The sequence below is a fragment of the Desulfovibrio sp. genome (genome assembly GCF_034006445.1).
In the GTDB taxonomy this organism is placed as follows: Bacteria; Desulfobacterota; Desulfovibrionia; order Desulfovibrionales; family Desulfovibrionaceae; genus Desulfovibrio.
The window spans coordinates 15,045-35,942 of record NZ_JAVESS010000004.1 but is presented as its reverse complement, the minus strand read 5'-3'; the positions used below and the strand labels follow the sequence as shown (position 1 = coordinate 35,942).

At 59.1% G+C, this 20,898-nt stretch carries 15 protein-coding genes; 7 read left to right on the top strand and 8 right to left on the bottom strand.

The window, feature by feature from the left end; translation table 11 throughout:
- The first annotated feature begins 100 nt into the window (after positions 1–100).
- The 3 genes from gcvH (at position 101) to gcvPB (ending at position 3,743) form a co-directional block, all read left to right on the top strand.
- A complete protein-coding gene (gcvH, locus tag RBR41_RS06330) occupies positions 101–487 on the top strand; it encodes a glycine cleavage system protein GcvH (RefSeq protein WP_320351743.1) in 387 nt (128 codons plus the stop codon).
- Positions 488–966: 479 nt separating this feature from the next.
- Positions 967–2,298, top strand: a complete 1,332-nt coding sequence (gene gcvPA, locus RBR41_RS06325; RefSeq protein WP_320351742.1) for an aminomethyl-transferring glycine dehydrogenase subunit GcvPA — start codon at positions 967–969, stop codon at positions 2,296–2,298.
- Positions 2,295–3,743: an aminomethyl-transferring glycine dehydrogenase subunit GcvPB gene (gene gcvPB / locus RBR41_RS06320; protein ID WP_320351741.1), complete on the top strand. Its 1,449-nt coding sequence runs from the start codon at positions 2,295–2,297 to the stop codon at positions 3,741–3,743. Before gcvPA ends, gcvPB begins: the two co-directional genes overlap by 4 nt.
- Before the next feature lie 411 nt (positions 3,744–4,154).
- Here the strand turns inward: gcvPB and secA are convergent, their stop codons facing one another.
- Together secA and RBR41_RS06310 are read right to left on the bottom strand one after the other, a co-directional pair.
- Positions 4,155–6,725 carry a preprotein translocase subunit SecA gene (secA, locus tag RBR41_RS06315; protein WP_320351740.1) on the bottom strand — a complete coding sequence of 857 codons (2,571 nt, stop codon included), beginning with the start codon at positions 6,723–6,725 and terminating at the stop codon, positions 4,155–4,157.
- A 676-nt stretch (positions 6,726–7,401) separates the two neighbouring features.
- Positions 7,402–7,767 carry a molybdenum cofactor biosynthesis protein MoaE gene (locus tag RBR41_RS06310; protein ID WP_320351739.1) on the bottom strand — a complete coding sequence of 122 codons (366 nt, stop codon included), beginning with the start codon at positions 7,765–7,767 and terminating at the stop codon, positions 7,402–7,404.
- Positions 7,768–7,852: 85 nt separating this feature from the next.
- Here RBR41_RS06310 and RBR41_RS06305 point away from each other — a divergent pair, with 85 nt between their 5' ends.
- Positions 7,853–10,591, top strand: coding sequence for a hypothetical protein (locus RBR41_RS06305; protein ID WP_320351738.1), 2,739 nt, complete (start codon positions 7,853–7,855; stop codon positions 10,589–10,591).
- Positions 10,592–10,820: 229 nt separating this feature from the next.
- On the opposite strand, the gene mdlC is transcribed toward RBR41_RS06305, so the two are convergent.
- Complete coding sequence (gene mdlC / locus RBR41_RS06300) at positions 10,821–12,443, bottom strand: benzoylformate decarboxylase (protein ID WP_320351737.1); 1,623 nt, start codon at positions 12,441–12,443, stop codon at positions 10,821–10,823.
- A gap of 535 nt (positions 12,444–12,978) precedes the next feature.
- Here mdlC and RBR41_RS06295 point away from each other — a divergent pair.
- Positions 12,979–13,326, top strand: coding sequence for a DVU0772 family protein (locus tag RBR41_RS06295; RefSeq protein WP_320351736.1), 348 nt, complete (start codon positions 12,979–12,981; stop codon positions 13,324–13,326).
- A 461-nt stretch (positions 13,327–13,787) separates the two neighbouring features.
- Here the strand turns inward: RBR41_RS06295 and mgtA are convergent, their stop codons facing one another.
- The 5 genes from mgtA to RBR41_RS06270 form a co-directional block, all read right to left on the bottom strand.
- Positions 13,788–16,493 (bottom strand): magnesium-translocating P-type ATPase, encoded by a 2,706-nt coding sequence (mgtA, locus tag RBR41_RS06290; protein WP_320351735.1) that lies wholly within the window; start codon positions 16,491–16,493, stop codon positions 13,788–13,790.
- Positions 16,494–16,540: 47 nt separating this feature from the next.
- On the bottom strand, positions 16,541–16,666 hold the full coding sequence (locus tag RBR41_RS06285) for a hypothetical protein (RefSeq protein WP_320351734.1): 126 nt from the start codon (positions 16,664–16,666) through the stop codon (positions 16,541–16,543).
- 156 nt (positions 16,667–16,822) lie between these two features.
- On the bottom strand, positions 16,823–16,966 hold the full coding sequence (locus RBR41_RS06280; RefSeq protein WP_320351733.1) for a hypothetical protein: 144 nt from the start codon (positions 16,964–16,966) through the stop codon (positions 16,823–16,825).
- A gap of 606 nt (positions 16,967–17,572) precedes the next feature.
- Positions 17,573–18,112: a protoporphyrinogen oxidase gene (locus tag RBR41_RS06275; RefSeq protein WP_320351732.1), complete on the bottom strand. Its 540-nt coding sequence runs from the start codon at positions 18,110–18,112 to the stop codon at positions 17,573–17,575.
- Positions 18,113–18,171: 59 nt separating this feature from the next.
- The gene (locus tag RBR41_RS06270) at positions 18,172–19,251 is read right to left on the bottom strand and encodes a hypothetical protein (RefSeq protein ID WP_320351731.1); all 1,080 of its coding nucleotides are present in this window, start codon (positions 19,249–19,251) and stop codon (positions 18,172–18,174) included.
- A gap of 261 nt (positions 19,252–19,512) precedes the next feature.
- Between RBR41_RS06270 and RBR41_RS06265 the strand changes: the two genes are divergently transcribed.
- A complete protein-coding gene (locus RBR41_RS06265; protein ID WP_320351730.1) occupies positions 19,513–20,094 on the top strand; it encodes a manganese efflux pump MntP family protein in 582 nt (193 codons plus the stop codon).
- Between the two features lie 231 nt (positions 20,095–20,325).
- On the top strand, positions 20,326–20,736 hold the full coding sequence (locus RBR41_RS06260; RefSeq protein WP_320351729.1) for an OsmC family protein: 411 nt from the start codon (positions 20,326–20,328) through the stop codon (positions 20,734–20,736).
- Positions 20,737–20,898: the final 162 nt, after the last annotated feature.

The following is a 20,898-nucleotide window of genomic DNA, read 5'->3' as shown; positions in this document are numbered from 1 at the left end:
AGCGGCCCATGCCGTACGCCGCTTACGGGGTTGAATCTGTGATGGTTTGCGTGCCGCCACGGCGCGTACTTAGCTCCCAACAACTTTCAGGAGAACGCATATGGCTACCAATCCCACGAATCTGTTGTACAGCAAAAGCCACGAATGGGTTCGCCTTGAGGGCGACGAGGCAGTGGTGGGCATCACCCACTTTGCCCAGGAATCCCTCGGCGACATCACCTATGTGGAACTGCCCCTGGTGGGCGACGAAGTGAGCGAGGAAGGGGAGTTCGGTTCCGTTGAGTCCGTCAAGGCGGCCAGCGACCTGATTTCGCCGGTGAGCGGCGATGTCACCAGCGTCAACACCGCCCTGGAAGACGCCCCTGAAAAATGCAACAGCGATCCCTACGGCGAGGGCTGGCTTTTGAAGGTCAATGTTTCCCGCAAGCCCGAAGGCCTTATGGACGCGGCAGCGTACGAGGCTTTTTGCGCCACTGAAGGCCATTAGAGCATTTTACCTTTGAAATAAGGTAAAATGCTCTAACGCTGCACGGGAGTGCAGCGCGCCACAACGTGGCGTGGATTCTGCCGGAAACCGTATTTTTCGGCAGAATGACAGCTTTGAAATGTGAAGCATTTCAAAGTTAATCTGGTCTAAAACCCGTCACGGGTGTTGTTCTCTGGCCGAATTCCGTTGTCATGCCGTGCAAGGCGGGCTGCCCGCCGTCATGCCGCGCAGGATGGCCCTTCATGCCGGAGCGCACTCCCTTTCCCGGCGGTGTTTTTCGAATCTGGTCTGGAATCCAGACCAGCCCCATGCTTTGGGGAACTGGTAACGGCAACCCGGGGTTGCGGCCCGGGATGCGGCGATGCGGCGCACAGGCCCGCCAGCTCAACGCGAGCGGCGGGCGCAGCCAAAACGCATTCCAACGGATAAGCCCTTACCTCCCAGGCATCCGTCACGCGTAACATGCTCAAGGAGCAGATATGCCATACATCCCCCACACACCGGAAGAGTTGCAAGAAATGCTCTCCGTGGTTGGTGTGCGCGATCTGGACGGCCTTTTTGCCGATATTCCTCCGGAAATGCGCCCCAAACAGTTCAATCTGCCCAAAGGTCAGTCAGAAGCTGACGTTTGCGCCTACTTTGAGGGCCTGGCCGCCAAAAACTGCCCGGATATCATGTCCTTCCTTGGCGCGGGCTACTATGCCCACGACATCCCCAAGGCTGTGGACGCGCTTTCAGGGCGCAGCGAGTTCTACACCTCCTACACGCCCTATCAGCCCGAGTGCTCGCAGGGAACCCTGCAGGCCATTTTTGAGTTCCAGACGGCCATAAGCCGCCTCATGGGCATGGATTGCGCCAATGCCTCGGTGTACGACGGCGGTTCCGCCATTTTCGAGGCCGCCATGATGGCCGTTCGCGCCACCCGCCGCCGCGTGCTGGTGGTGGACGAGGCCGTCAACCCCATCTGGCGCGTCATGCTGGCATCCTATATTTCCAGCCTTGACCTTGATCTCAAAACCGTCAAACAGGAAAAGGGCGTGAGCCGTCTTGACGCGCTCATGGCTGCCATCGACGACACCACTGCCGCCGTCATCGTGCAGAACCCCAACTTCTTTGGCGCAGTGGCCGACTATACACAGGTGTTTGCCAAAGCGCGCGAACACAAGGCTTTCGGCGTCATTTCCGTGTACCCCGTCATGCAGTCGGTGCTGAAAACGCCCGGCGAAATGGGCGCGGATGTGGCCGTTGCCGAAGGGCAGAGCCTCGGCATGCCCCTTTCGTTCGGCGGCCCCTACCTGGGCATTATGACCTGCCGCAAGGAGCATATCCGCCAGTTCCCCGGCCGCATTGTGGGCCGCACAAACGATGTGGACGGCAAAACGGGCTACGTGTTGACCCTCCAGGCCCGTGAGCAACACATCCGCCGGGCCAAGGCCACGTCCAACATCTGCTCCAACCAGGCACTGTGCGCCCTGAGATCGCTTATCTACATGTCGCTGCTCGGCCCCTGCGGCCTCACGCGGCTGGCTGAAAACAACATGGCCCTTACCCGCTACGCCGTGGAACGCCTCACCGCCATCAAGGGCATTGAGCTGCTCAACGACGCTCCTTACGGCAATGAAGTGGCCCTGCGTCTGCCCATCCCGGCCCAGTCGCTGGTGGACGCCCTGGCCGGACACGGTTGCGTGCCCGGTTATCCTCTTGGCCGGTACTATCCCGGCATGGAAAACGTCTTGCTGCTGGCCTGCACCGAACGCAACAGCCGTCAGCAGATCGGCATGCTGGCCGAAACCGTGGGAGGTCTGTTGTGAAAACCATATTCGCAAAATCCGTGCCCGGTCGCAGCGCCTTTTGCTTAGAATCCGACGCCCCCAAGGCTGCGGACATGCTGCCCGCTGGCTTGCTGCGCAAGGAAGAGCCCCGTTTGCCCCAATGCTCCGAACTGGACGTGGTGCGCCATTTTACCGGGCTTTCCAAACTCAACTATTGTGTGGACGCCAATTTCTATCCGCTTGGCTCCTGCACAATGAAGTACAACCCCAAGTTCACGGAGTATGTGGCCTCGCTGCCCGGCTTTACGCGTCTGCACCCCATGCTCGCCCAACTGGGCAGCGGCGTTGGCTGCACCCAGGGCGCGCTTGAGTGCGTGTATCAGGCCGAAAACCTGCTCTGCGAACTCACCGGCATGAAGGCCTTTACCCTGCAGCCCATGGCAGGGGCCAACGGCGAGTTCGTGGGCGTCAAGCTCATCGCCGCCTACCACAAGGCCAAGGGCCGTAACCGCCAAAAAATACTCATTCCCGACGCCGCCCACGGCACCAACCCCGCTTCGGCGGCTCTGGCGGGCTTTGAGACCATCAATATCGAATCCCGCGACGGCATGGTTGACCCCGATGCCATCGTGGCCGCCATCCAGAAGCACGGCGAAGACGTGGCGGGCCTCATGATGACCTGCCCCAACACGCTGGGACTTATGGAAGTGCATCTGCCCCGCATCGTGGCGGAACTGCGCAAGATCGACGCCCTGCTGTACTATGACGGCGCCAACATGAACGCCATCATGGGCAAGATGCGCGTGGGCGACGTGGGCTTTGACGTGGTGCACCTCAACGTGCACAAAACCCTGTCCACCCCGCACGGCGGCGGCGGCCCCGGCGCCGGGCCCGTTGGCGTGGGCGAGCGCCTCATTCCCTTCCTGCCCGCCCCGCGCGTGCGCAAGGGGCCGGACGGCATGTTCACCCTTGATTACAACGTGCCGCAGTCCATCGGCTATATGGGGCCTTTCTACGGCAGCTTCGGCATACTGATTCGTGCGCTTGCCTACATGATGCGCCTCGGAGCCGAAGGGCTCACCAGAGCTTCGGAATACGCGGTGCTCAACGCCAACTATCTGAAAAAGCGTCTGGAAAAAGTCCTGGACATCCCCTATGCCGCACGGCTGTGCGCTCACGAGTTCGTGGCCTCCGCGCCTCAGGGAACCCGCGCACTGGATATAGCCAAAGCCCTGCTGGACCGTGGTTTCCACGCGCCCACCATCTACTTCCCGCTGATCGTCCATGAGTGCATCATGGCCGAACCCACGGAAACGGAAAGCAAGGAAACCCTGGACTCCTTTGTGCAGGCTCTGGAAGACATCATGCTCGTGGCCAAGAGCGACCCGCAGGCCCTGCTGGACGCTCCCGTGACCCTGCCCGCGCGCCGCATGGACGAAACGGCGGCGGCCCGCAACATGATCCTTACGGAAGATATGGCGTAACATCTTCTTTTGGGGGAGGGACCTTTTTGAAAAAAGGTCGCCTCCCCCATACCCCCACCCCCTAAAACTTTTATTCCTGTTTCAGGTTCAGATACAAATAGAGCATTTACACTTTGAAAAAGTGTAAATGCTCTAACGCTGTGCAAAAGCACAGCGCGCCACAACGTGGCGTGGATTCAGCCGCAAATCGCATTTTTCGGCTGAATGAAAACTTTGAAATGTGAAGCATTTCAAAGTTAAAATGTTCAAGAGGGGGCCGCGCTTTGCGCGACCCCCTCTTTGTCGGTTCATTGTATTGTTGTGCTGCCGGGCATGCTGCTGGCTATGCTGCCCGTGGTTGGTCATGCTCCCCCGTGCGGGGTACCCTGTATGGGACGCAGTTTGGCGTTGCAGCCCGGCGAGGCGCGGCTGCTATTTATCCACGCCGCAGCACTTTTTGTACTTTTTGCCGCTGCCGCAGGGGCAGGGGTCGTTGCGGCCAATACGGGGCGCGGCCTTGGCCGGGGTGTTGGAGGCATCTGCATCGCCGCCGCCGGAGTAGGACAGGCTGCTGGCCCGCTCCTTATGGCGGAATTCACGCGCAAGGGGCTGGCCCTGAGGCGCGGCCTCTTCGGGGGCCACCTCAATGGCGTCCACCACAGGCTCGGCGGGGGCCACGCGGATTCTGGTCAGGGCGCGGAACACGCTCTCGCGTATCTGGAAGAGCATGGACTGGAACAGTTCAAAGCCTTCACGCTTGTATTCCAGCTTGGGGTCGCGCTGGCCGTAGCCGCGCAGTCCTATGCCGTCACGCAGGGCGTCCATGTTGCGCAAGTGTTCCTTCCAGCTGCGGTCAAGCTCTTCAAGCATGAAGTAGCGCTGGATGTCGCGGTAGCTGTCGCCGGTTTCGGCCCTGAGACTGTCAAGAATCTTGTGCACCAGGGGGGCGCACTCCTCGCGTTCGGGCAGGCGGGCGTTTTCGGGCAGCACGCGGTCAAGGTTGAATACGTCGCGCAGGCGGGCAAAGGCCGCCTGACGGAGGCCGTCCTGATCGTCCACGGGCACGTTTTCAATGGAGCCGTACACGTCGTCCAGCACGTCGTTCATGAACTCGTCCATGACCGGGTCAAGGTCGGCTTCCACCATGATTTCACGGCGCAGCGCGTAGATGACTTCGCGCTGCTGGTTCATGACGTTGTCATAATCCAGCAGGGTTTTACGAATTTCAAAGTGATGCGCTTCAACGCGCTTTTGCGCGCCTTCAACCGCACGGGTGACCATGGCGTTTTCAATGGCTTCGCCATCACGCAGGCCCAGTTTTTCCATCAGGCCCTTGATGCGGTCAGAGCCGAAAAGACGCATGAGGTCGTCCTCAAGCGACAGGTAAAAACGGGAGGAGCCGGGGTCGCCCTGACGGCCTGAACGGCCGCGCAACTGGTTGTCGATGCGGCGGCTTTCGTGCCGCTCGGTGCCGAGGATGTGCAGGCCGCCCAGATCCACCACGCCTTCGCCCAGCACGATGTCCGTGCCGCGTCCGGCCATGTTGGTGGCAATGGTGACCTTGCCCGCCTGACCGGCCTGAGCCACGATTTCGGCTTCTTTTTCGTGCTGCTTGGCGTTGAGCACGTTGTGGGGAACGCCCAGCTTGCTCAGGCGGTGCGAAAGCATTTCGGACGTTTCAATGGAAATGGTGCCCACAAGCACGGGCTGGCCTTTTTTGTGCAGCTCGGTGATGGCTTCCACAATGGCGTCGAACTTTTCCTGACGGCTGCGGTAGATGAGGTCGGGGTAATCCTTGCGCACCATGGGCCGGTTGGGCGGAATGGAGATGACCTCCAGATTGTAGATCTGGTGGAATTCCACGGCTTCGGTGTCGGCCGTGCCCGTCATGCCCGAAAGTTTTTCGTACAGGCGAAAGTAGTTCTGGAAGGTGATGGAGGCCAGCGTCTGGTTTTCAGCGGCGATGGTCACGCCTTCCTTGGCTTCCAGGGCCTGGTGCAGGCCGTCGGAATAGCGGCGGCCAGCCATGAGGCGGCCCGTAAATTCGTCAACAATGACCACCTGATCGTCCTGCACGATGTAGTCCACATCGCGCTTGAAAATCTGGTGCGCCTTGAGCGACTGCATGACGTGATGCTGCGCCGTGATATTGGCGGGGTCAAAGAGGTTGTCGACCTTGAGCATCTCTTCGCAGTAGGCCACGCCCTCGTCGGTAAGCATGGCGGTGCGCGCTTTCTCGTCAATGGTGTAGTGCTCGGGCTGGAGCCTGCGGACTATTTCGTCCACAGTGCGGTAAAAGCCCACGGATTCGTCGGAAGCGCCGGAAATGATGAGCGGCGTTCTGGCTTCGTCAATGAGGATGGAGTCCACTTCGTCCACAATGGCGTAATTGTGGCCGCGCTGCACCAGCTGATGGCCGTAGAACTTCATGTTGTCGCGCAAATAGTCGAAACCGAACTCGTTGTTGGTGCCGTAGGTGATGTCGGCGGCGTACTGCTGCTTGCGCTCTTCATCATCAAGACCGTGAACGATGACGCCCGTGGTCAGCCCCAAAAAGCCGTACAACTGGCCCATCCAGGCCGAGTCACGCTTGGCCAGATAGTCGTTGACCGTGACCACATGCACGCCCTTGCCCGACAGCGCGTTGAGCACCACCGGCAGGGTGGCCACAAGGGTTTTGCCTTCACCAGTCTTCATTTCGGCGATTTTGCCCTTGTGCAGCACCATGCCGCCGATAAGCTGCACGTCATAGTGGCGCATGCCCAGCACGCGGCGCGAAGCCTCGCGCACCAGGGCGAATACCTCGGGAAGCAGGGCGTCCAGGCTCTGGCCTTCCTGCTGGACGGCATCTTTGTACTGGAGAATGCGGGGGGGGAAGTCCTCGTCCGCCAATTCCTGCATCTGTGGTTCCAAGGCATTGATACGCTGCACAAGGGGGCGCAGACGGCGCAAATAACGTTCGTTTTTGCTGCCGAATATTTTTTTGAAAAGAAAGCCGAACATGAAGTCTCCTCTGTTGGGCACGGGCAAGCCGCCATTGGCCCGGATGCACACGCCATTATGGCGCGTCGGCGCAAGCTCAGGGCCCACGGTCCTGAGCAGCCTGGGGGGCTGGCGGCATCTCACTAAAATAAGACATAAATGCCGGGTTGGCAATGCTGGCGGGCGCGGCCTCCGCCGGAAAAGGTGAAATTGGGACCGCCGCGCCGTGGCGGCACGGCAAGCCGCATGCGTGACGGTGAACAAACTTACCCCCTGCGACATTCCCTGCGACCGTGATCGATTCGGCACGGCAAGCCGCATGCGCGACGGCCGGGCACGCTGCGTGCGGGTATATTGCCGAAGCTCCTTGGCGCGCGGCAGCTGCCGATGTCGGGCAGGAAGAAAAATAGCCGCAGGACTTATTCTCGCCACAGGACTTATTCTTCTGTTATCCCTGCCGATATAATACAAAGAGCACTGCCCGCGAAACCATTTTTTGGGGGCGCTGGGCAGGGCCGCAGCCAGCCTTGCAGTCAGACGTGCAGCCAGCCTTGCTGCCAGGGGTGGCGGCCAGTTATGACGGTCAGCCTTTTGGTCAATCTTTTGGCCAGGTTGGGCGGTCAGTCCTGGCATCCCGTTTGGCTTGGCGTTCAGTCTGGCTTGGCGTCGCGTAAGGCTTGGGCGTCACGTTTGGCGATCAGTCTTGCAGATGTTCCTGCTTTATGACGGCTTCGGCCTTGATCCTGTCCAGCAGCTCTGCAAAGACGGCCTTGACGTTTTCGCGTATGTCGCCGGCCACAACCAGAAAGAGCACGTCGTCGCCGGGTTTGAGCAGGCCTTCCTCGGCATCGGCCACAATGGCGAAAATGCCGGGGCGCTGCTCCATCTCGGCCACAATGGCGGCCATCTTTTTCCGGTCGGGCGTGATGTCTACCGAAGTGACCGGGGAGCGATCGTTGCGGGACCAGCCCCGTACCACGCCATTATGAACGAGCATCATGCCCACGTGCTCGGTGAAGCCGGGACGGGCTTTGAGTTCCTGAAGAGTTTTGTTAATATCCATGCGGAACCGCCTTGTTTTGATCCACATCCGATTGTGGCGTTGGGCAGTCTATACCAGGCCCGCGCCTTCATAAAGGATTTTGTTCATGGCCCAGCTATCGCAGTTATTGTCCCGTCTTCCCGACACGCAAGACATGAGCATGAGCACCATGGGCCATGTTCTGTGGGTCTGCTGGCATGGCAAACTGGCTCCTGCCGTGGGGCAGACGCTGCTCAACTACGGCGGCATGCTGGTGGGCGAAGAAGAAGAGCAGGCCCTGTGGTTCTTTTTTACCGATGACGTCTTTCTGGCATTGGCCCGGCTTATGGTCTGGGGCAATTTCAACGAACTGTCTGTAAGCATAGAGCTTTTTCCCGGACGCCTGCAGTTTGGCCGCAAGCGCGACGTGAATCTTTTGCTGGACGGCGCCCTGCAGACGCAGGAAATGCTGGTGCGCGACAGCCTTGAAGTATGGGTGCATCCCAAGAGTCGCGAAGGCAAAAAAAACCTCCCCGGCATCGATTTTGAGCGCAGCCCCGGCCGCCAGGGCATGAGCGCCGTGGACTGGGCCACCATGTTGGTGGACGTGCGCATGCCCTATGCCTCCACCCAGGCATGGTTCGTTCTCCTGCACCCCCTGGGCAGCCCTTTGGACAAGGCCTTCCAGAGCGGCTGGAGCGCCATGTTCAAAAAGATCGAGGCGCTGTTGCAGCGGCTCAAGATAAAGTCCATCGTCAGCGGCTCCTTTGTGATGCTGGCCATGGACAATCTGCTTATGCTGCGCACCTTTCTGCGCGAATATCTGCAAGGCTGCGACAAGGAGAACGGGGCCTGCTGGCCTTGCGTCTGCGTGGTTGCCGACCGCAACAATCTCAATTTCAACAGCGACCTGCCCAAGAAGATCGGCCTGCAGTGGGACAACCTCATGCCGGACTTCCCCTACCTGAGCTATCGCAACGCCTATCTGCTGGGCGAGGGCTTTACGGTTCGCGATCTGCGGTATACCGGCGAACAGATGAGCATGGACAGCTGGTGCAACGTGCTGCTGGACGAAAACAGCCTCAGCGAGCGTTCCATCCCCCTGCTCATGCCCGCCCAGCTCACAGCGGGCGACGCGGGGGAAGCCGGATGTTTTTATTGCGGCATCCACGGCCACACGGCAGCCCAGTGCCCCACACGCCAATGCCCGCCCAGTGGACGGGATTTGTGGGACAATGTGGCGAATCTGGATCTGGACGCCATCAACGTCGGCTTTCGCCGCATCGAGCAGGTGCTTACCGAACAGCATACGGCGGGCTATGACATCCTGCTGGCGGAAGGCGGCGACGCGGCGCTCGTGCTGCAAGGCGTGCTGGACATCAATGGCATGTGCCAGTTGCGCCATGTGCCCCAGCACTGGCTGTACCGCATGCGTGACCCCGAACCAGGCGAGACCCCGCCCCCCCATGACGACAGCCCGGCCTGGGATTTGCTGAAAAAGCTTGCCGCCGCCCCGCCCGAAGGGCTGGCAGAAATTGACAAAAAAACAAGCCTGAGCATTGGACGGCAACCACGCGACTGGCGTTTGCGGATGGTTCTGGGCTTCTGCCACGTGCAACGGCAGGACTTCCCCCGAGCCACCGCAGCCTTTGGCGAAGCGGCCATGCTCGCCCCATCGCCCATGCTTCAGGCATGGAACGAGTTTTTGCAAGCCAGGCTCGAGGAAGAGCAGGGGCATTTTGGCACGGCCATTGAGCAGTATGCCCAGATATGGCGCGTCATGCCCCAATGGCGCGAAGTCCGCTACCGTGAAATGGCCTGCAAGGTCAAAATGGGCTTTGCCGAGGCTGTGCAGGATCTGCTGGTAAAACTTATCCGCGAAGATCCCACGTACTTCAACCGCGTGCTGGTGGACCCGGCCCTGGAGCGGGGGCGTCTGCTCATTCTTTCTTCCCTGTACGACCTGTGGGCCGAGGCCAAGAAAAAGGCCGAGGCGGACGGCGGGTCCATCAATTCCCTGCGTGACCGGCTTGACGACTGGTTTCCGCCGGAGCATCTCGTGCAGTTGCAGCTTGGGGCAAAGGTGCGGCAACTGGAAAAACTCGCCAATACCAATAACTATATTGCCTACCTCAAGGTCGTGGAAGAACTGCCGGTTCTGGAAAAAGAGCTTGAAACCTGCATCAGCCACGAAGTGGAAGAACTGCGCAATAAGTACAAATATTATCTTGATATTATTCAAGAAATTCGCGACGAAGCCTCATGGTTTCCCTTTCCCGCTGCTCTGCGCCAGTTCAGCCGCGACTTCAATGAGAGCGCGGGCATTATCAACCGCGCCTTTTCCTGCAATTTCAAGGAAGCAGAATCCTTCGGGCGTACGCAGGCCGATACGCCGCGCCTGGCGGAACTGCTGCGCAATCTGCGCAAGCGTCTGCAATTCTTGCGTATGGTGCGCGACGGTACGCTTTTCGGCCTCACCATGGGCAAAACATTTTTGTGGATTGAGCTCATCGGGCTGCTGCTCTGCTTTATTGGCGTGCCCGTCGTGGTCTTTTGGGGCGACAACCTGCGCCTGGGCTGGCTGCGTGACGTTCTGGGCGACGATCAGTGGTCCATACAGAAGGTGCTTATCCTCATCGTGTCCGTTGTGGCCCTCGGCATTGCGGCCCTGCGTTCCACCCTTGTTTTTGACAGCAAACGCGAAAAACTGCTGGAACAGGCGCGGTTGCAACGTGAGCAGGCCCAGCAGGCACGGCTTGAACGTGTTCGCAAGCAGCGCCGCGCAGAAGAGGAAAAAGCCCGAAAGTCACGTGAAGCCATGGCTGTCCGTGAGGCGCAGCGCAAGTTCAAGGAAAAAAGTGGGTAATGCTTTGTGGGGGCGGTAATGTTTTGTGGGGAAGGAATACTTTGTGGGGAGGGAATGTTTTGTGGGGGAGGGACCCTTTTGCAAAAGGGTCGCCTCCCCCACGCCCCCACCCCCTAAAACCTTTGTGTGCGGGGCGTCCACAACGCTGCCGCGTCCGTGCAGAGCCCACGGCTGCTGACGGGTGAACAGTCGCTGCCCGGCCTTTTACAAGGCCGGGCAGCGTTTTTTGCTACAGCAGGGAAGGAATGGTGGGAAGGATGGGAACTTCAAGCAGGGTGGGGCCAGAACGCTTGAAAGCCTGAGCGCAGGCCTTGCGCACGCCGTCCGCGTTTTCGATGCGCAGGGCTTCGCAGCCATAGCCCCTGGCAAGGGAGACGAGGTCAAGGCCGGGCAGGTCAAGACCGGGGACGCCGGTGGTTTTTTCCAGGGCGGCAAAGGATTTCAGGATGGCGTACTCGCTGTTTTTGGGTATGACAAAGAGAATGGGCAGTTCAAGCTGTGCCGCCGTCCAGAGTCCCTGAACAGAATATTGCATGGAACCGTCGCCAATAATGGCCAAAACCGGACGGTTGCGGCCACTGTCGCGTTCTGCCAGAGCAATGCCCACGCTGGCGGGCAGGTTCCAGCCAAGGCTGCCGCTGGCAAAGGTATAGAGAGTGTCTGGCAGCTTCACCGGCCAGGCCGCGTGCAACTCGCCGAGGTTGGACGGCGATTCTACCACCAGAACGGTCTCGTCAGGGGTGGCTTCGTGCAGGGTTTTAAAAAGCTCCAGTGCTGTCAGCATATTGCATTGGCAAGGCTCGGGCGCGGCTGGTTGCGGGGCCATGCGCTGGGCCTGTTTTTTGACCTTGGGGGCAGAGGTGCGCGCCTTGACGCGGGCTTCCAGCGCTTCCAGCGCCAGTACAGCGTCGCAGAGCATGCTGTCGCCCACAGGAGCGCGTCCGGTTTCTTCCGGGTCGTCAGAAATGTGCAGCAGGTGCAGTTTTTCTGGAATATAGGGGCCTTTCACGTAGGGGTAGTAGCGAAAAACCGGCGCGCCGATGACAATGGCCACATCGTGACCGTCGAGTTTTTTGGCCAGCGGCCCAATGGCAAAGGGCAGGCCCCCGGCATAAAGGGGGTGGTCTTCGGGGAAGGGGGGCCGCTCCGAAGCGGGAGCCGCCCAAACGGGGGCATTGAGCTTTTCGGCAAGGGCAATGGCCTGCTTCCAGCCGTTGCCCCTGGCAATGGCCGCACCATAGATAAGCGCGGGGTTTTTGGCCTTGGAGAGCACGTCGGCAAATTTGGCGATGCGCTCGGGATCAGGCCCGATGCGGGGCGCCACGCACCGCGCCACTGGTTCGCCCATGGCGGGTTTGTCCCAGTCGTCAAGGGGGATGGACAGAAATACAGGCCCGGCCGGGGGCTGCAATGCCATGGCATACGCCCGCATAAAGGCCGCGGGAACATCCTCCGCCCGCACAGGTTCGTAACTCCACTTGACCCAGGGCTTGGGCAGTTCCGCTGGCTGCACATTGGTGAGCCACGGCTCCATGAGGAGCATCTCGCGGGTCTGGTTGCCCGCCGTGATGATCAGGGGCGTCTGGTTCATCCTGGCCGAAAGAATATTGCTCATGGCATTGCACACTCCGGCCGAGGTGTGCAGATTCACCAGCGCCGGCCTGCGGGTGGCCTGGGCGTAGCCGTCAGCGGCGCCGACGGCGGAAGCTTCATGAAGCGTATGTATATAGCGGAAGTCTTTGGGGAAATCTTTAAGAAAAGTTTCTTCCGTGGAGCCGGGATTGCCAAAGATGGTGGTAAGGCCCAGTTGGCGCAAAAGCTTGAAGGTTGCCTCTCGGATTGTCATAACCATAGATAGCTCCGCAATTGACGGTTAACGTTACTATTACTCTTATGGGGTAGCATAGCCAGAGTTGGCGGGCAATAGAGCCTTCGTCTTACTGATATATCTTGCACAAAGGGGGCGGGCAGACCCGCATGCGCCGCCAACCTCCTTCGCGTATGCCATCGGTCGGCGGGGTGCGTGACCGTGTGAAAGTTTCAGGCTTTTGTGACCAGTGAGACAGCGGAAAAAAGCTGCACATGGGACAACACAGTGTGTTTCCGGCACGCTGTGCCACGTGAGCAGGGTTCGTGGTCACGGCGAGGGCTGGCATAAAGAGACTGCCGGTTCACGCAAACAGGCGCGGGCAGGCGTGTTTGGATTTTGAAAATATACTGTTGCCACGACCTTTCATTAAGCCACGATCTAACGTACTATTTTAATAATAAATTGTCACATGAATTCAGCAGCATTGCCAGCAGGTTGAGACTTTTTGCGGTCAGCATGACTTGCCAAGGCTTTCAAGAATGATTATTAATAGAACAAGACCAATGAGGAGGACGCCATGTCGCAACTAAAGGACTTTGCACTTTACGATATAGACTGGAACCTGACCCCGGAGCATGCTGTAACCATGTACCTTGAATGGGGCAATAATGACTGGCATTCGGAGTATCCTCCGGTTCGTTCCAAGGACGATGTGGCCCACTATTTTGTTGTGGACAGCTGGCAGAGTCCCCCCATGGTGCGGCTGGTTCGGCGCAACTCCGAAAGGGCTGACGATCTCATCAGCCTGCCGCTGCCCAAGAATCTTATGGCTGAATTTCGTAAGGAGCATGGCGACTGGCGAGGCATCAGCGCGCCGACTCCTGAAGTTAAGTCCTGGCTCAAGCACGAGCTTGAGCAGGATTAGACACTGTCTAGCCCTCCGGGTGCGAAGAGCTTGCTCTCGCAGCATATCTGTCCGCAGCAGAGCTACAGGCTGCGGCCAGGGCAACCGTACATGTACTGAAGTGAAACGCGTGAGGGGCCGCATTGCGGCCCCTTTATAGTTCTGTCCCGGCAATTCCAACAGGAATTGCCGGGTTTTTCAGTTCAATACTACCATACGATAAAAGTTTTAGGGGGAGGGGGCGTGGGGGAGGAGACCCTTTTACAAAAGGGTCCCTCCCCCACACAGCATTCTTTCCCCCACACAGCATTGCACCATGTTCCCTATTGCTAAGGAAGCACTGAATAAAGAGCCTCCTGGAAACGCGCAGTTATTTTGTTTGGCAAGGCGCGACCTTTTTTTGAAGCAGGAGTGGACTCTTTCGTCCTCGACTGTTTCAAAAAAACGGAGCAACGCCGCCAAACGAAATAAATCAGCGTTTCCTAGAACCAGCGGCCGAACTTGCGGATATACACCACCTTCATGGCCTGCGCCACGACGCAGTAGCACAGCAGGGTGCCCGCCAGCCAGGGAAAGTAGCTCCAGGGCAGGGGTTCGAGTCCCACCAGTTCGCCGAGCCCGGAGAAGGGCATGTATATGCCGAGCGCCATGACGGTTCCTGTGAGCAGCAAGACCGGGAGCGCGGCGGTGCTTTGCACAAAGGGGATTTTTCTTGTGCGCAGCATGTGCACCACGAGGGTCTGTGAAAGAAGGCCCTCAACAAACCAGCCGGACTGGAAGAGCGACTGCATCTCGACGCTGGTTGCTCCAAAGACAAACCACATGAGCGCATAGGTGGTTATGTCGAAGATGGATGAGGTGGGGCCTATCCAGACCATGAAGCGGCCGATGTTCTTGGCGTCCCATTTGCGGGGTTTTTGCAGAAACTCCTTGTCCACCCTGTCCCAGGGCAGTGAAAGCTGCGAGAAGTCGTACATGAGGTTCTGGAGCAGCAACTGAATGGGCAGCATGGGCAAAAAGGGGATGAACGCGCTGGCCACCAGCACCGAAAAGACGTTGCCGAAGTTGGAACTCGCCGTCATGTTAAGATATTTCATGATGTTGCCGAAGGTTTCCCTGCCTTTGACAACCCCTTCTTCCAGCACCATCAGGCTTTTTTCCAGCAGAATGATATCTGCGGATTCCTTGGCGATATCAGCGGCGGAATCCACAGAAATGCCCACGTCCGCGTCCCGCAGGCCGGGGGCGTCGTTTATGCCGTCGCCAAGAAAGCCCACCGTGTGGCCGCCCTGTTGCAGCGTTTTGATAATGCGCGACTTCTGCAGGGGGGTGAGCCTTGTGAACACATCGTGCTCGCGGGTGGCTGCAAGCAGTTCCTGCTCGTTCATGGCGTCAATCTGGTCGCCGGTGAGCACGGTTCCCGGTTCCAGGCCCACTTCATGGCAGATCTTGGCCGTGATGACCGGCGTGTCGCCGGTGAGCACCTTGACGCTCACGCCGTGTTCGCGCAGGGCGGCAATGGCGGATTCGGCACTGTCCTTGGGCGGATCAAGAAAGGTGAGAAAACCTCTGATGATCAGGTCTTTTTCCGCTTCAGTGGTGTACTGCTGGCGGATGTCGTCGCCCTTGATGGCCTTTGCGCCCAGGGCCAGCACCCGGAAACCGTCACGGTTGTACGCATCGGACAGATCAATGATCTTTTGCCGCCACTGGGCGTCCATGGGCACGACCTGCCCGTGCACGTAGACGCCCGACGCGATGGAGAGCATTTCTTCCACAGCGCCCTTGCATACCAGCAGGTGCTCGCCGGAAGTGTCGGACACGATGACAGAGAGGCGGCGGCGTACAAAGTCGAAGGGGAGCTCATCCACCTTGTGCATGTGGCGGGGCAGGCCGTTTTCGGGGTGCTGCTCGCCAAAATGGACAATGGCCTTGTCCATGAGGTTTTTTATGCCGCTCTGATGATAGCTGTTGATCCAGGCGAGGCGCAGCACGTCGTCGTCCCTGTTTCCCAGGGCGTCCACATGGCGTTCGAGAATGATTTTGTCCTGCGTCAGGGTGCCGGTTTTGTCTGTGCACAGGATGTCCATAGCCCCGAAGTTCTGGATGGAATTGAGGCGTTTGACCACCACCTTGCTGCGTGACATGGCCACCGCGCCCTTGGCCAGGTTGGCGCTGACAATCATCGGCAGCATTTCGGGCGTGAGGCCCACGGCAATGGCCAGGGAGAACATGAAGGCGTCGCTCCAGTCACCCTTGGTGAAGCCGTTGATAAAAAAGACAATGGGCACCATGCAGAGCATGAAGCGGATGAGCAGCCAGCTTACGCTGTTGACGCCCCTGTCAAAGGCCGTCTGGGAGCGGGTGCCCACAATGCTTTTGGCCAGCGAACCGAAATAGGTGTTGGCCCCGGTGGCCACCACAAGGGCCGTGGCGGTGCCGATGACCACATTGCTTCCCATAAAGCACATATTGCCCGAATCAAGGGCGCGGCCAGAAGAGGGTGCGGCAGCTCCGGCGGTTTCGGCGGATTTTTCCGCCACAGCGGCGAGGGTGTCGTATTTTTCCACAGGCAGGGATTCCCCGGTAAGGGCAGCCTGGCTGACAAAAAGGTCGCGCGACTCGATAAGGCGGATATCAGCGGGGACCATGTCCCCGGCGGAAAGCCGCACAATATCGCCGGGAACCAGATCTGCCAGCGGGATTTCTCTGGTTTCGGACTGTCCATCCTCATTGCGGCGGGTAACAGCGGCCGTTGTGTGCACCATGGCCTGCAGGGCTTCGGCGGCCTTGTTCGAGCGGTATTCCTGCCAGAAGCGCATGAAGCCGCTCAGCAGCACCATGAACAGCACAATGGCGGCGCTGGTGCCGTCGGTTTCTTCGCCAGCGCCAAGGGGCAGCCAGTAGTCGCTGTAAAAGCTGACAACGCTGATAAGAAGCAGCACGTAAATGAAGGGATTATTAAAAGCCCCGGCGAGCTGCACCATGACGTTGGGCACACGCTCGCGCGCGACGTCGTTGCGGCCTTCAGTCTCAAGCCGGGCCACCGCCTGGGATTCCTGCAGGCCTTCGCTGCTCGAATCAAGGCTGGTGAAAAGCTCGTTGAGGCTTTTCTGGGCGGCCTCGGCGGCCTTAAGGGAGGTGTGGGCAGGCGCGGGGCGCGCCGCCTTGCGGAAATTAAAAAACATTGGCATGGCCTCCTGCCGCTTGGGCGCGCGGCGGAAGCATGTCCTGCCTATGCGGTATAGGAGAGGAAATGCAGCCTTGCGGCCGATGCGGCGGTAATAATGTTGAAGCGCATCATGTCCGCAGCGAACACTTTGGGGGCATTCGCTGCGAAGCTACTAGGGGGATGGTCCATGACTCAGGAACTCCTTTTTCGCGGGCCGCCTCAGGGGCGACGGTTTTGCGCGGCATGCGCGTTACGGAAACGCTGGTGTATTGCGTTTGGCGGTGTTGCTTCACTACCGGGTTGCGCCAATGGGCAGGCCGTTACATAACTGCCTGCAGGTTACGGCTATCTTGCGGGAATGACGCAAGAGGCCGCAGGCGCGGGAGAAAACACTCGCAAACTCCGGGGTGACGCGGTCAGCACCAGAAAGAGGTTGATGGCGAAAAAAGCCACACCCAGCATAATGCAAAGAAAGAGAGAGAATTTCATGGCTCGCCTCCGATGCCCGAAACAGGCTGCGGCGAGCGGGAAGGAACCGTTACAGGCCGTAGCGTGCTATTTCAGGCAAACTGATCGCACAAGTTTGACTACTACCGGGTATACTGTCCATAACGGGTCTTGGTTTGAGGTTAAGGGTTAAAGGGGCCGTATGACACAAAACCTCTAGGTAATTTTGCCTGAAGAGTCAAGCGTGGCCGGGAATCTTTATGTCCTGCCCTAGAGCTTTTTTAGCTTTGAAAAAGTGTAAATGCTCTAACGCTGCAACGTGGCGTGGATTCAGCCGCAAATCGCATTTTTCTGCTGAATGAAAACTTTGAAATGTGAAGCATTTCAAAGTTGATCTGCTCTAGAGCAGAGTACCGTTGAGAATGTACTTCCTCAACGGTTACGACACGCTCACTACGGCGTTTGATTGCGCAGAGAACCTGTGCTCGCGCCTTCGTAGCGATGTCTGCCCACCCAGCCGTCAGCGCACGACAGGAGCCATGTAACAGTTACATTGCTCCCGAGGCGCGCGGATTGCGTAGAGGGCGGCAGGGGCAAGGAGCCGCACGCACAAAACCCGTGCAGGCGGCTCCTCCGGCCTTTGAGCGCCTACTGGCCGAGCAAGTCGCGGGTTTGCGGCGTCAGTCCTTTCAGGCTGTCGAAAACGGCCAGGGCTCCCTGGTTTTCCGGGTCCTGAATAAGTGCAATGAGCACCATGTCAGGCGTGGCGTGAACCCTGGTCAGGGCAGGAGCCTTGAATGCCTGGCTGCGAGGTTCGCCGCTGAATGACCAGTAGTGGCCGTCCTGTTGCGCTTCGGTGGCTTCGGCCTGAAACTGGCGCAAGTCTTCGGCTATGCTTTGGCTTGTGCCGTTTTTTTCGTTGGGCAGAACAAAAACGCTCACCAGAGCCTTGTAGTTGTCGCCCGCCGTGTCCTTGAGGCCGAGCACCAGCATGCACTCGTCATCGTTGCCGGAACGAAAGCCGGTGCGTTCTTCGCCATCCCATCCCTCGGGCAGTCTGGCGCTGAAGCGGGCAAAGTCTCTGGTTGCTGCCGACGGCGCGTCAGAAGCCGCGTGTGCGGCAAGGACGCCAGAACCCAAAACCAGCACGCAGGCCAGAAGAGGGGGGAAAAAACCGGGGATGCGCATGCGAACCTCGCTGTATGATGAATTTGGGCGGCACGCTCCGGCCGCGCGGAATGTCTGGATCAGGACGCGCTTCGCAGCAGGTACAGGATGAAGGGCAGGCTCTGGCGCACAACCAGCAGCGCCAGGGCCAGCCAGTTGAGCCACAACACTCGCAGACGAAAGCGCACGGTAAACAGTATGGCCCAGCAGGCCACAGCCAGCGTCATGGGCACGAGGCCGGCAATCTGCGGCATGAGCCAGTCGGGCATACTCTGGCCGCTGAACGACAGTCCGATGAACATGCCCCATCTGTCAATGCAGCGGGGGATATATCCTATCATGGCCCACAGGGCGCACCAGCGGGCGGCCTTTTCAAGGTCGGCAACTGCGGGAAAAGGCGCGCCCTTGCGGTGCAGGAAAAACAGGGCCAGCAGGGCAAAAGCGCCCGCAGGGGCAAAGCAGGTGAAGTAGTTGTGCGTGGCCGTGCCAAGCACGGCAGTAACCATGCGCCCCCATTCCATACCCTGCGGCGGCCCGGAAAAAGACCAGTTGGGCAGAAGCTGCGCGCCAAAAAAGCAGACAGCGGCCATCAGGTACAGGCACAGCCTGCCGCGCATGGCTTCGCTCGCCAGTTGGTCGCTCGTGCCGGAACCTTCCACAGGGGCCGGGGCGCGGCGCACCTTGCGGGCTGATCGGCCTTTGGAGGCAGTGGCGCTTTTGCCAGCCCCGTCTTTGCCAGGCCCTTTTGGGCCAGGCTCTTCCTGGTCAGGCAGTCCCGCAACAAGGGGAGAGCGCCCGTCCATATAGGCCACAATCCACAGGCAGCACAGGCCGCCAATCCAGGCCAGCACCGTGGTGGTGTACGGCAGCACCGCATCGTCCCACAGGGAAAGGCTGTTCAGAAGGCTGGCCGAGCCGCCGAGGCTTATGAGCGTGGCAGCCAGGTCGGCGGCGGTCAGCAGCGGGCCGAGCAGGCCGAGCCCAAGTGTCAGTCGTGTGAGGCCTTGTGTTCCCAAAATGCAGAGGCGGGCGTTGCCGCGTCTTGCGGCCAGCAGGGTAAGGGCCATGATGATCGGCAGGGCCGCGGCGGCGCTCATGCCGAGATTCAGTATGTTGGAGGCCCATTGCCAGTAAAAAAGCCCTTCAGGTATGTTTTGCATGCCGTCTTGTAGCCCGTGACGCCCGCTGTAGCAAGATGCCAGTTTGGGCTGGCGGCATGAAAAAAAAAGCGGGCGGCGCCACGCAATGCGTCATTGCCCGGCAGGTTTTTGCGGAATTTTATCGGCAGTGTGACACTTCAGTCATTCTGACTTTGTATCACAGCACAGGCATGCTTGTCCGTCGGCAGGGCATGATCTATAGTCCTGAGCCCGACAAACCATAAACCAGATCCGTGGCCTGCCACGAACGAGACGCGATCCATGACCTTTTTCGCCGTATTTCTGCTTGCAATTGCCCTGTCCATGGACGCTTTTGCCGTTGCCGTAGTTTCGGGCTGCGCCCTGCAAAAGCCCAGCCCGCGCCACTATGTGCGCCTTTCAGCCGCTTTTGGCTTTTTTCAGTTCGCCATGCCCGTCATCGGCTGGTACCTCGGAGTGTCCGTACGCGAGTATATGGAAGCCTGGGACCATTGGATAGCTTTTGTCCTGCTGGCCTGGATAGGCGGCAAGATGGCCCTGTCGGGGCTGCGTGCGCTCAGGCACAGGGAATCCTGCGCCTGTCCTTCCGTGGACCCCACAGCGGGCAGCAATCTTTTGGTGCTGAGCGTTGCCACCAGCATCGACGCCCTGGCAGTGGGATTGTCGCTGGCCATTCTTGGAACGCCCATCTGGGGCGAGGCCGCGGTCATAGGGATTATTTGCGCGTGTATTACGGCTGGCGGGTTGCGTATTGGCAAAACGCTGGCCAATCTCTGCGCGCTCAATGGGTGGGCGGAACTGGCGGGAGGCTTGACGCTGCTTGCCATTGCCTGCAACATCTTGCGAGAGCATCAGGTTTTTTAAGGAAACGCGGATTTATTCCGTTTGGCTGCGTTGCTTCACTTTTTTTGAAACAGTCGAGGACGGCAGAGTCCATTCCTGCTTCAAAAAAAAGATCGCGCCTTGCCAAACGAAATAGCTGAGCGTTTTCAGGAGGTTTTTTAATCAACGTTTCCATAACCTTAACCAAACCTGCCCGCCGCGCTTACAGACGCGCCATGTCGGCCGCCAGGCCGTGCGGAAAAAGGAGTTCTCATGTCTACTATCAGCGCCAGATATCTTGGCGACCTGCGTGTGGAATGCGTGCATAACCAGAGCGGAACCAAGATTATTACCGAGCCCCCAGTCGATAACGGTGGCAAGGGTGAGTCCTTTTCGCCTACCGACCTTTGCGCTACGGCTCTCGGAGCCTGCGCCATTAGCGTTATAGGCGTTTACGGCAAAGCCCACGGGGTGGATGTGACCGGTACGGAACTGGAGATCACCAAGACCATGAGTGCCAACCCCCGCCGCATCGGCAAGATTGAGATTATTTTTAAGATGCCGCCGCGCGCGTACTCCGCCAAGGAAAAGACCATCATTGAGCGCTGCACCGCGCCCTGCGCCATGCGCCTGACGCTGCACCCTGACGTGGAGCAGGTCTTTACCTTTATCTGGCAGGATTAGGGCGGGCCAGCACGGCAAAGCAGTTACCCGTCGTCGCAATTGTTTCCGTTCCTCTGGAAATGAAAATATTATGGCGCGAAAGTAGTTTTGCTGGTGCGGATGGCCGATGGCGGCGGGTGAGTTTTTTGCATGTTTGTTCCATGCGTTGCGGCGGCGTCCCCG